Genomic DNA, 10,496 nt, shown 5'->3' on the forward strand with positions numbered 1-10,496 from the left:
CCAAACAAGCTTGGCGGTTCTTAAAAAACAATTTCCTAAAGAAAAGCGCCACATGGCTCTTTGAGCGCAAGCTCCGACCTGTTTTGATGGCATATCTGTAATAAAATGTCGGACACCGTTAACCTAGGGTGGCGCAACTTATTTCTTCTCCAGCCCCATAAAACCATGTAAACCACGTTTGGATTTAATGGCTAGCCACTGCTTTAAATAAGTAATTTCTTCCGTATTCTCTAAATCATCAATACTCTCATTGTTACGTAAACGTCTAAAGGCAGTGGCAATAACTTTATAGCGGTCACCCGTAATACCTGAGCGTTTTAAACCGACAGTGTTTAAGCGATAGTGCTTGGCAGGATAGCCAGCGATTAAACAAAAAGGAATCACGTCTTTATTAAGGCCGGTAGTGCCTTGGACGATGGCATAAGAACCGATACGGCAAAATTGGTGAGCAACCACGCTGCCGCCCATAAATACGCGATCATCAATTTGCACAAAACCACCAATAGCAACATTGTTGGCGAAAATAGTGTGATTACCAATTTGACAATCATGCGCGACATGGCTGTTATTCATAAAAAAACAGTTAGAGCCAATGAGTGTTGTGCCATTTTCTTCTGAGGCTCTATGGGCGGTAAAGCCTTCTCTGAAAACATTATCATTACCAATATCTAGCCATGAAATAGTTTCTTCTTTAAATGACGTATCTTGAGGTAAACAGCCTAAAACCACATGTGGGTGCAAGGTATTGCCTGAGCCCATTTTGGTGTAAGGCATGACTACGGCATGCGCGCCAATTTTGCAGTTATCACCTATCTGGGCAGGGCTTTCGATCACAGCAAAAGGGCCAACAGTGATGTTTTTTCCTAGTATAGCCTGCTCGGCGATATAGGCGGTGGGATGAATATTTTGGGTCATATAAGCATTAGCCTCGTGGATGATATAGAGAATGTAATTCTTTTAAGCGTTCGTTAGCGACATGGGTATAAATTTGTGTGGTGGATAAATCGCTGTGCCCTAGTAATAGTTGTACAACGCGTAAATCAGCGCCGTGGTTTAATAAATGGGTTGCAAACGCATGGCGTAATGTGTGTGGTGATAACTCTTTAGTAATGCCTGCTTTTTTTGCATAGCGCTTAATAATATGCCAAAAAGCTTGACGCGTCATACCTGCACCTCTATTGGTAACAAAAATGGTGTTGCATTGGCGTTCAGATAGTAGCGTTTTACGGCTGTGTTGCATATACTCTTCTAAACAACTTAGGGCTTGTTCGCCGATAGGTACTAAGCGCTCTTTATTGCCTTTGCCTGTTACCCGTAGCACGCCCATACGTAAGTTAATTTCATCATTACTCAAGTTAACTAGTTCTGAAACGCGTAAACCTGTTGCATAAAGCATCTCTAACATAGCTTTATCTCTGGCACCTAAAATGGAACTAGGTTCAGGAGCTTCAAGCAACAGGTCTATATCGTGCTCAGATAAGCTGTCGGGCAGAGGTCTGCCAAGCTGCGGTTGATCAATTAATGCAGTTGGATCAGTGATGACCTGTTTTTCGCGTAATAAATACGTATAAAACCGGCGTAGGCTCGATAAAATGCGTGCTGATGAGCGCGCGCTAATGCCTTGTTCATAGCGTTGACTTAAAAATAAACAGATGTCGCTATTAGATGCCTGCTCTATGGGTTTATTTAGACTTTTATGGAAAATACGTAAATCACTGGCATAAGCACTGAGGGTGTTTTTGCTTAAACCATTTTCCACCCATAAGGCATCAATAAAGGTATCAATTAATTGTTTAGAGCTCATGAGTTAGCATTTTTTCATGTTGTAATAAGGCGTATTTGATAGCCAGTATAGGACCAGATGTGTGTCCTGCATAACCCCCTATGCCTGTTTTGGAAACAACTCGATGACAGGGGATGATAATAGGGAAAGGGTTGTTACGGCAAGCATTAGCGAGTGCCCTAGGGCTGGTGTTTAGAGTTTGTGCAAGTTCACCGTAGGTTCTCGTTTGACCTGTGGGAATGCCGCAAAGCGCTTGCCATACTTTCTGCTGGAAGGCGGTGCCTTGTTTTAACAGAGGGTGTGAGTAGTCGATCATCGCATGATGCCAATAATGCTGAAGGATTTGTTCGAGTTGCATAGGCGTATTGTCGAATGGTTCGCGGGAGTCATCGAGCCATTCGATTTTGCTTAATAAAGAGGCTTGCATATGGATGCTTAATGGGCCAACAGGGGTAGTGCAATAATAAGTTTTAATTACAGCATGTCTACTGGGTTTGCACCAATTGAGTTGAACCGTGCTCATATTTGGGTTAATCGAGCATAGACTCGAGCCTGTCGCAGTAGGCTTTGAGTATTTTGATACGGGCATAGCGTTTGTCGTTGCCTTCAACTAATATCCACGGTACGGCTTGGGTGCTAGTTCGGGCTACCATATCATTGACTGCGAGTGAATAGGCATCCCATTTGTCACGATTACGGTAATCTTCTTCGGTAATTTTAAATTGTTTATAGCTGATTTGTTCGCGTTCTTTAAAGCGACGTAATTGTTCATCAGGGTCAATATGTAGCCAAAACTTTAATACCGCAATTCCATGACGTATAAATGATTCTTCAAAGTTACGGATTTCGGGGTAGGCGCGTGTCCACTCTTCCTCTGAGGCAAAGCCTTCAACGCGCTCGACTAAAACACGACCATACCAACTACGATCATAGATAGTAACACGACCCGCACGCGGCATATGCCGCCAGAAACGCCATAGATAGTGCTGCATACGCTCTTCATCAGTGGGCGCGGCAATAGGAATTACTTGATAGTTTCTAGCGTCAAGAGCATGAGTGATTCGGCGAATTGCACCGCCTTTACCACCGGCATCCCAGCCTTCGAAAACTAAAATACTGGAGATCTTTTTTTCATGTGCTTGGCGTGCTAGTTTATTAAGCTTGCCTTGATAGTGGTTTAATTGTTCATTATAGAGCTTTTTATCTAATGATAAGCTTAGGTCTAATGAGTCGAGTATATTGGGTTGGTTACCATGAATTATTGGTGGGCTATAAACGGGAGTAGGTCGGTTGTTCTTGACCTGTAATGCCTTTATATGTGAGTTTATTTTATTTAGTATATGCTGGCCCACTGTTAGGCTGCTATAGCGTATATCGCTGCCTTCAACAATTAGCCAAGGGTTTTTTGCTGTACTGGTTTCTGTTAATACTTTTTCTGCAACACTAACAAAGGTGTCATACATTTTTAGGTGAGCTTTATCACGTTCGGTAACTTGCCATGCTGTTTCAGGGTCTTTTTCTAGCTGCTTTAAGCGCTTTTTTTGTTGTTCTTTCTTTAAATGCAACCAACATTTGATAATTAAAGTGCCATCATCAGCAAGTTCTTGCTCTAGTTCGTTGATATGCGTTAAATGCGTTTGTAATTCGATGTCGTTAATTTTTTTATAAACCCGTTTAGCAATAGGGGCGCTGTACCATGAGCCTACATAAATGCCAATAGTGCCTTTTGCTGGCATCGTGCGCCAAAAACGCCAGAACTCAGGGCGCTCTTTTTCTTCATCGCTAGGGGAGTCGTAGGCATTAGTACGCATAAAGCGAGGATCTAGCCACTCGTTGAGTAAATTAATAACGTCACCTTTACCGCCGCCATCTACGCCAGAGATCAAAATGATGACTGAGAATTCTTGATTACGGAGCTGTTGTTGGCGCATTAATAGTTGAGTGCGTAGTTTAGGCACTTTTTCAAGGTAGTCAGTTTTACTGACTTTATGTCCTAATTCGGCAATTTCAAACATAGCGATAGTTATTATTTTTAAGGATTAAGGAGAGTATGTAGTATAGCTAAATCGCGATAGAGGCGGCTTAGCCCTCACTCGCTATGTAAATTTTGCTACACATCCATCAGAACCCTTATAATGAACCTTTTTTTGCATAAGCTCAATGGTGACCTTTGGAAAATTTTACTCCTATTTCTGCTTTATTAGGCGGTGCTTTAATTGGCATCAGTGTTAGCCTGTTACTTTTATTTAACGGTCGAATGGCTGGTATTAGTGGCATTATGAATGGTGTATTTAGTGCGCCGAAAAAAGAAGAGGTATGGCGAACGCTATTTCTCGTTGGTTTAATTATTGGTGCAGCATTGTTTCAGTTTCTTACTCAGGATAGCTTAAGTGCGCGCGAGGGCTATCCTTTATGGTTAATTATTATTGGTGGCTTTTTAGTTGGTTTTGGTACGCGTCTCGGTAGTGGGTGTACTAGTGGGCATGGTATTTGTGGTATAGCTAATTTCTCGATACGCTCAATAGGTGCAACACTGACGTTTATGGCTAGCGGCATGCTGACAGTTTTTATACTTAAACATCTTGTTGGGGTAGTTTAATGAAAATGAATTTAGTCGCTTTACTGGCAGGGGTTATTTTTGGTTTGGGCTTGGCTTTATCGCAAATGATTGACCCTAACAAGGTATTGAATTTTTTAGATATTAGTGGTGACTGGGATCCTAGCTTAGCTTTTGTCATGATGGGGGCGTTAGTGGTTACAATAGTCACTTTCCGGTTTATCTTAAAGCGGCCTAGCCCTATTTTTGAGTCTAGCTTTCATGTATCTAAACAAACGGTTATTAATAGGCCATTAATAGTCGGGGCTGCGGTATTTGGTGTGGGCTGGGGAATGACAGGTTATTGCCCAGGTCCTGCGGTCGCGAGTTTAGGCTTGTTCTCTAAGGAGGGGGTACTCATGGTCGTTGCTATTTATGCGGGTTTTTTTGCTGAACGATATTTCGTGAAAAAATAATAAATACATGGAATTCTTTTCTTTTGAGTTAATTCATATTGCTGCGGGTAGTTTGGTTGGTTTTGTTATCGGGCTGACGGGTGTCGGTGGCGGTTCATTAATGACCCCAATCTTAGTTCTAGGTTTTGGTATTGCGCCTGCAGTCGCCGTTGGTACTGATTTGTTATATGCAGCTTTGACTAAATGCAGTGGTGTGCTTTTTCATCATAAAAATAGTACAGTGGATTGGAAAATTGTTAGTTTGTTAGGTGCCGGTAGTATTCCTAGTGCTTTGGTTACGGTTGTTTTGCTCGAGCAAATTAAGGTAGCTGGATTTAATTCGGATAGTTTAATGATGGGTACTTTAAGTGTTATGTTAATACTTACTTCCATTATTGTCTTAATCAAAGGTCGGCTGGTTTCTTATGTCAGCCATCATCATGGTGAATCTGATCTCATTGATACGCTCAAAGCTTATCGCCCACATTTAACGGTTTTATCGGGCGTGATTTTAGGTGTTTTAGTGACGATTTCTTCTGTGGGGGCTGGCGCTATTGGTTCGGCTATTTTGTTTTTACTTTACCCTAATAAAAAACCTATTTCGATTGTTGGTACTGATATCGCTCATGCTGTGCCTCTAACTGCGATTGCGGGTATGGGGCATTTGCATTTAGGTACGGTCGATTTTGACTTATTAACCGGATTGTTAATAGGGGGCGTGCCGGCAGTTTATTTGGGTAGTTTTATCGGCAAGTATATCCCTGATCATTGGTTAAGGGCGGTGATTGCATTGTTGCTTTTTGCAATGGGAATTAAATTAGCTTTGCGTGGCATCAGTTATTGAATTTTTAGCATAAAAAACAGCGTATTTAATTGATTAATAGGCTTATTATGTTGTTGCTTATTTCGAGGTTGCTGTACTAGTACGGTCATGTTTATGGATTAATTTTTTAAACAGAGGCTGAATAATGTGCATTCTTGAGAACCTTTCTGATAAAATACACTGTTAATCCAATTTATGGATGAAATGTTTGGATAGTTTAAAAGTGCCGCTGCTGTGCACTTAAAAATACTATATTTTTAATAATTTTATAAAAGGTATTTTGGTATGACTTTTGTTGTTACGGAAAATTGCATTAAATGTAAATTTACTGACTGTGTTGATGTTTGCCCGGTCGATTGTTTTCATGAAGGACCTAATTTTCTAGTTATCGATCCTGATGAATGTATTGATTGTACTTTGTGTGAACCTGAGTGCCCAGCAGGCGCTATTTTTGCTGAAGATGAATTACCTGAAGGGCAAGAGCAGTTTATAGAGCTTAATGCGGAGCTGGCTCAAGTATGGCCGGTGATTACTGAGGTTAAGCCACCGGCAGATGATGCACAAGAGTGGGACGGTAAAGAAGGTAAGTTAGAGCTATTAGAAAGGTAAGGTTCTTTAGGTGAGTAAGACTAGGCGTTGCTAATTTTTGGCCAGTAAAATAACGTAATTAATTGTTTTTTAAACGGTTAATAATCGTTATTATTTGGCCGTTTATTTCAAGGTAGCTTGCTCACCTAACCCGCATCTTTTATAACGCTAAATACTCATCTTTTAGTTGGACATAATGGGCGGATGAATATTCTAAAAATTCTTTTTCTTCTGTACTTAATGCGCGAGACTTTTTGGCTGGTGCGCCAATATAAAGATGGCCGCTTTCTAGTACTTTTCCTGGGGGGACTAGCGCCCCAGCTCCAAGCATAACATAGTCTTCCAAGATCGCGTTATCCATGATAATCGCACCAATTCCGACTAAACAATAATCTCCCACTGTACAAGCATGTACTACCGCTCTATGACCAATAGTTACGCCTTTACCTATATTTAAAGGAGCACTATTGGGCGTGTATTTTCCTGCATGTGAAACATGTAGCACGCTACCGTCTTGAATATTGGTATTTTCACCTATATGTACACTAGCAACATCACCTCGAATCACGACCGTTGGCCAGACGGAAACATTATCTGCTAAGGTCACATCACCAATAATCACTGCACTGTCATCGATATAATTAGCTGCACCAATGTGAGGCAGAATATTTTTAAAAGCTCTTAGGGGCATAAGATTCTCTATTATGTTGTTCAAAACACATAATCATACTGTTATTTCTAGTAATATTCAGCTATAAATAAGCTTTAAAGGCATATCTTGAGGAGCATAGACTATGGCATTATTTGATGGTATCAAACGTCAGTTACGTTCAGTTATTCAATGGGAAGCACCCAGTGCTGATGTTTTGTTTCAGCACTGGCAGGGGAATGGCGAGGAACTTAAGAATGCATCAAAATTAATTGTTGGTCCAGGGCAGGGCTGTATTTTTGTTTATGAAGGGCGTGTAAAAGCGGTGATTAATAAGCAGTGCCTGATTAATTTAGAAACCGATAATATTCCTTTTTGGACGACAGTCACTAAGTTTATGCAATTTTTTGAAAGTGAGCATAAAGCACAGATATATTTTTATAAGAAAACTAAGGTTTTAGATCAAAAATGGGGTACAAATTCACCGATTAAATATGATGATCCCAAATATAAGTTTCCCGTTGGCCTGCGTGCTTATGGCAATTATAGTTATCGTATTTCTGATCCAGAAGGTTTTTTTATTAATGTGGTTGGTAGTGAAAATGACTTTTATATTGATGACTTTCGTAGAGTGATGTCTAACCGTTTGGTTCATCCGTTAAGTGATTTTTTAGCGGAAAGCCGCTACTCTTACGCAGAAATTGATGCGAAGCGTGAAGAAATTGCCGCAGGTATGGATGCTAAATTACAGCAAGAGTTCTGCAAGCTGGGTTTTGAAATTACTGATTTTCGTATCGAAGGCACTAATTTTGATGAGCAGACTTTAAAGCGTATTAATCGCATTGCTGATTTAAGTGCAGAAGCACAGGCAGCGGCAGCAGTAGGTTTGGATTACGCGCACATGCAACAATTGGAAGCAATGCGTGAAGCAGCGCGTAATGAAGGTGGTGGTGCTGGATTAGGTATGGGCTTAGGTGCAGGTATGGGCATGGGGCAGAGTATGGCTAATACCATGAGTGTTGGCTTTGGTGCTCCTGAAACACAGCCTGCTGCTTCAGACCCTATGCAAAAATTAGCACAACTTAAAAAAATGTTTCAGGCTGAGTTCATTTCTGAGCAAGAATACAGCGCTAAGAAAAAAGAGATTTTGGATAGTCTATAATGGCTAGATGTAAAAGTTGTTCTGCGCCACTATTGGCAAATACTAACCGCTGCCAATATTGTGCTGTACGTAATGATGTCGACTTGCATGCGAAGCATGATTTTTCTATTTATAAGCAGGCATCAGATAGGATCTGTCCGCATTGTGAGCAAACCTTGCAAACTATACAGCTACAATTAGATGATATCTTGTTTATTGAGCGCTGCGCGGATTGTTTTGGACTATTTTTTGATCTAGGTGAACTGGAAACTTTATTGAATCATGCGGTTAATGGTGTCCAAAGTATTAATTTAGTGCATTTAGATAATATTAATATCGATCGTTATCAGAAAAATCGACCGGTCAAATATATTAAGTGCCCAGTGTGTCAAGAGTTTATGCGTAGGACTAATTTTGCCCAGAAAAGTGGGGTGATTGTTGATAGTTGTCGCGCCCATGGTTTATGGCTGGATAGTGGTGAAGTCACGCACTTAATGGAATGGAAGAAAATGGGGGGACAGCTATTACACGATCAAAAACAGCGTAAAAAACCACTAAAAAGACCGCTCAAGTCAAATAGAGAACTGGACACCTTCCATAGTTCCATAACTAAGGAGAAGATAGGTTTGGAAACGGATTTATTGGATATGTTGGCCTATGTGATTAAGAAAATTTTATAGCGCTAGTACAGAAATCTAGAGATAAGCGATAAAATAATAAGCCGATTAACCAATTAAAAGCACACTTCTGTTGTTTGTATGTTAAAAATTTAAGAGCTGTTGGATTAGGTTAAATGGAGTCTAGATTTTCGTTTTTTTTGGCTTATCTATGACTGAAGCATTAGATAACTGGATGTGTGTTGCTGCAGGACTGAGGTGTAATAGCTTTTGTAATCGGCAGGTATAAGGGGCTTGATTTGCACGGTGAACTTTAATCAGTTCGCCACATTGAAAATTATTATCATAGAAAACTAAGCTATCAGCTGCATCAAGTTGTTTTATCCCAGATAAAAATAAAGCCCAAGTATAAATAGAGTCATGATCGGGTAGAGAAATATAAGCTAATTCAGACTCTAATGAAAGTAGTTTAATGCCTACTTGTATTCTGTGTTTTGTATGTTGAAGTACTCTTCGAATAAGACCTATCTCAACCGTATCATTATGTTTAATGCCTATAATATCGCCAATTTGTATTTTTGAGTTATTGTTTTCAGTATTAAAAATTATTTTATAGCCTTTTATACTGCTATCCGCAATGGCCAGTTTGGTTTCTCTTGTATTTTCTGATGGTTCATCAATGCCTGAGTTAGACCAAATAGTATTGTCACTAAATTTTTTGTTATTAGCGTGAAAAACTTGTTTTATTTGCTTGGTTATATTCGGGCTATTAGTAGTAAAACTAGCGTGATTTAACTGTTCTTTCATGGTGAATAGAGTTTCAAATCCTTCACTTACTAGCTCTAGATCTGGAACTGACCAGCCGCCAGAGGTTTGGTTTTTCTTGTTATTTGCTGTTGGCTGTGGTGGTGTTAAGGGGCTGTCAGTGCGTAATAATTGTATAGTATTAGCTAGGCCCATAATGCCATACTGCTCTTTTTTCTCTACTATACGAGTAAATTGTCTTTTTTGTTGTAAGCTTAATGACTTGGATGCTTGTTGAATTAGCTCTCGGTTAATTGATTTTATAATGCCGCTACCTTGGGCTTCGTCATTAACATTTTGGTTTATGCTAATAGCCGCATTAAAGCCAGAAAAAAAATAGAAAGCACTTTTTTCCGTTTGTTTTAAGCGCTTTAAATTACTAGGTGGCGTATCCGAATTTAAGTCTAAGCCTGAGTAGAGCATTGGCTTTTTTGGGTCAAACTTTTTGTCTAGTAGGGTTAATGATGTATATTTTTCTACACAAGTAGAAATATGTAGCATAGCTCGGGGCCGAAATTGGTGCAGATCACAGTGATAAAGCGCCAGAAGGTGTTTAAAGGCTTTACTTGTTGTATTGCTGTGCTTGTTATGAGCCTTAATCGCTAGATCCTGAATTTCTAATTTACTTGCTAAACCAAAGAATAAGTAACTTTGCTTCCAAAAATTAGCGTAAGGCATTTCGTAGATTTCTGATATATGTAGATAGGCGGTAATAAGTGATTGTAGGCCGTAAAAAAAAGTTTGTGCGTTAGTGGTGTTGCTCTTTTTACTGATACAACTAGCAAATCCGTTGGCTAATTCTGTATAAGTCCAGATGATATATTCAGCACCACTTTGCTCTTCGGGCGTTAGTGGTAACGCGCTATTTAATAGGTTGTTTTTTAGAGGCTCTAAAGAAAGAGATATTGCTTGGTAAATGTCGATTAACAGCAGAGATTTTTTTTCTATAGCTAGTTTATTGCTTATGTTAATACTTTGTATGGCAAGGAATATTTGGTGTGCTCTTTCATTGGCAGAGCTGTTTTCTAAGGAATGAGCACAAATTAATTTAGGCAAGTTCAATTTAAGAATTATAATGATGCAACTCATAAACTTTATTT

At 39.7% G+C, this 10,496-nt stretch carries 12 protein-coding genes; 6 read left to right on the top strand and 6 right to left on the bottom strand.

What is annotated here, in order from left to right; all coding sequences use genetic code 11:
* Positions 1–138 precede the first annotated feature (138 nt).
* From lpxA to pap, 4 genes are all read right to left on the bottom strand, one after another.
* On the bottom strand, positions 139–915 hold the full coding sequence (lpxA, locus tag BQ7314_RS02090; protein ID WP_174482050.1) for an acyl-ACP--UDP-N-acetylglucosamine O-acyltransferase: 777 nt from the start codon (positions 913–915) through the stop codon (positions 139–141).
* A 7-nt stretch (positions 916–922) separates the two neighbouring features.
* Entirely contained in the window at positions 923–1,804 is an 882-nt protein-coding gene (gene xerD, locus BQ7314_RS02095; protein ID WP_174482051.1) for a site-specific tyrosine recombinase XerD, read from the bottom strand.
* Positions 1,794–2,210: a methylated-DNA--[protein]-cysteine S-methyltransferase gene (locus tag BQ7314_RS02100; protein WP_245394888.1), complete on the bottom strand. Its 417-nt coding sequence runs from the start codon at positions 2,208–2,210 to the stop codon at positions 1,794–1,796. Before BQ7314_RS02100 ends, xerD begins: the two co-directional genes overlap by 11 nt.
* Before the next feature lie 103 nt (positions 2,211–2,313).
* The gene (gene pap / locus BQ7314_RS02105; RefSeq protein ID WP_174482053.1) at positions 2,314–3,798 is read right to left on the bottom strand and encodes a polyphosphate:AMP phosphotransferase; all 1,485 of its coding nucleotides are present in this window, start codon (positions 3,796–3,798) and stop codon (positions 2,314–2,316) included.
* A 155-nt stretch (positions 3,799–3,953) separates the two neighbouring features.
* Here pap and BQ7314_RS02110 point away from each other — a divergent pair, with 155 nt between their 5' ends.
* The 4 genes from BQ7314_RS02110 to fdxA all read left to right on the top strand — a co-directional run bounded on the left by BQ7314_RS02110 (position 3,954) and on the right by fdxA (position 6,206).
* Positions 3,954–4,382: a YeeE/YedE family protein gene (locus BQ7314_RS02110; protein WP_174482054.1), complete on the top strand. Its 429-nt coding sequence runs from the start codon at positions 3,954–3,956 to the stop codon at positions 4,380–4,382.
* On the top strand, positions 4,382–4,795 hold the full coding sequence (locus BQ7314_RS02115; protein ID WP_174482055.1) for a DUF6691 family protein: 414 nt from the start codon (positions 4,382–4,384) through the stop codon (positions 4,793–4,795). The genes BQ7314_RS02110 and BQ7314_RS02115 overlap by 1 nt, the downstream gene beginning before the upstream one ends.
* 7 nt (positions 4,796–4,802) lie before the next feature.
* The gene (locus BQ7314_RS02120; RefSeq protein WP_174482056.1) at positions 4,803–5,618 is read left to right on the top strand and encodes a sulfite exporter TauE/SafE family protein; all 816 of its coding nucleotides are present in this window, start codon (positions 4,803–4,805) and stop codon (positions 5,616–5,618) included.
* Between the two features lie 264 nt (positions 5,619–5,882).
* Positions 5,883–6,206 (top strand): ferredoxin FdxA, encoded by a 324-nt coding sequence (fdxA, locus tag BQ7314_RS02125; RefSeq protein ID WP_174482057.1) that lies wholly within the window; start codon positions 5,883–5,885, stop codon positions 6,204–6,206.
* 139 nt (positions 6,207–6,345) lie between these two features.
* On the opposite strand, the gene BQ7314_RS02130 is transcribed toward fdxA, so the two are convergent.
* Positions 6,346–6,876, bottom strand: coding sequence for a gamma carbonic anhydrase family protein (locus BQ7314_RS02130; RefSeq protein WP_174482058.1), 531 nt, complete (start codon positions 6,874–6,876; stop codon positions 6,346–6,348).
* Positions 6,877–6,979: 103 nt separating this feature from the next.
* Here BQ7314_RS02130 and BQ7314_RS02135 point away from each other — a divergent pair, with 103 nt between their 5' ends.
* Both BQ7314_RS02135 and BQ7314_RS02140 read left to right on the top strand, forming a co-directional pair.
* Entirely contained in the window at positions 6,980–7,996 is a 1,017-nt protein-coding gene (locus BQ7314_RS02135) for an SPFH domain-containing protein (RefSeq protein WP_174482059.1), read from the top strand.
* Positions 7,996–8,655, top strand: coding sequence for a zf-TFIIB domain-containing protein (locus BQ7314_RS02140; RefSeq protein WP_174482060.1), 660 nt, complete (start codon positions 7,996–7,998; stop codon positions 8,653–8,655). Before BQ7314_RS02135 ends, BQ7314_RS02140 begins: the two co-directional genes overlap by 1 nt.
* A gap of 120 nt (positions 8,656–8,775) precedes the next feature.
* Here BQ7314_RS02140 and BQ7314_RS02145 read toward each other — a convergent pair.
* Positions 8,776–10,496 (bottom strand): hypothetical protein (locus BQ7314_RS02145; RefSeq protein ID WP_217423815.1); only part of this gene is annotated, 1,721 nt, incomplete at its 5' end.

Source organism: methanotrophic endosymbiont of Bathymodiolus puteoserpentis (Logatchev) (genome assembly GCF_900128525.1).
In the GTDB taxonomy this organism is placed as follows: Bacteria; Pseudomonadota; Gammaproteobacteria; order Methylococcales; family Methylomonadaceae; genus Methyloprofundus.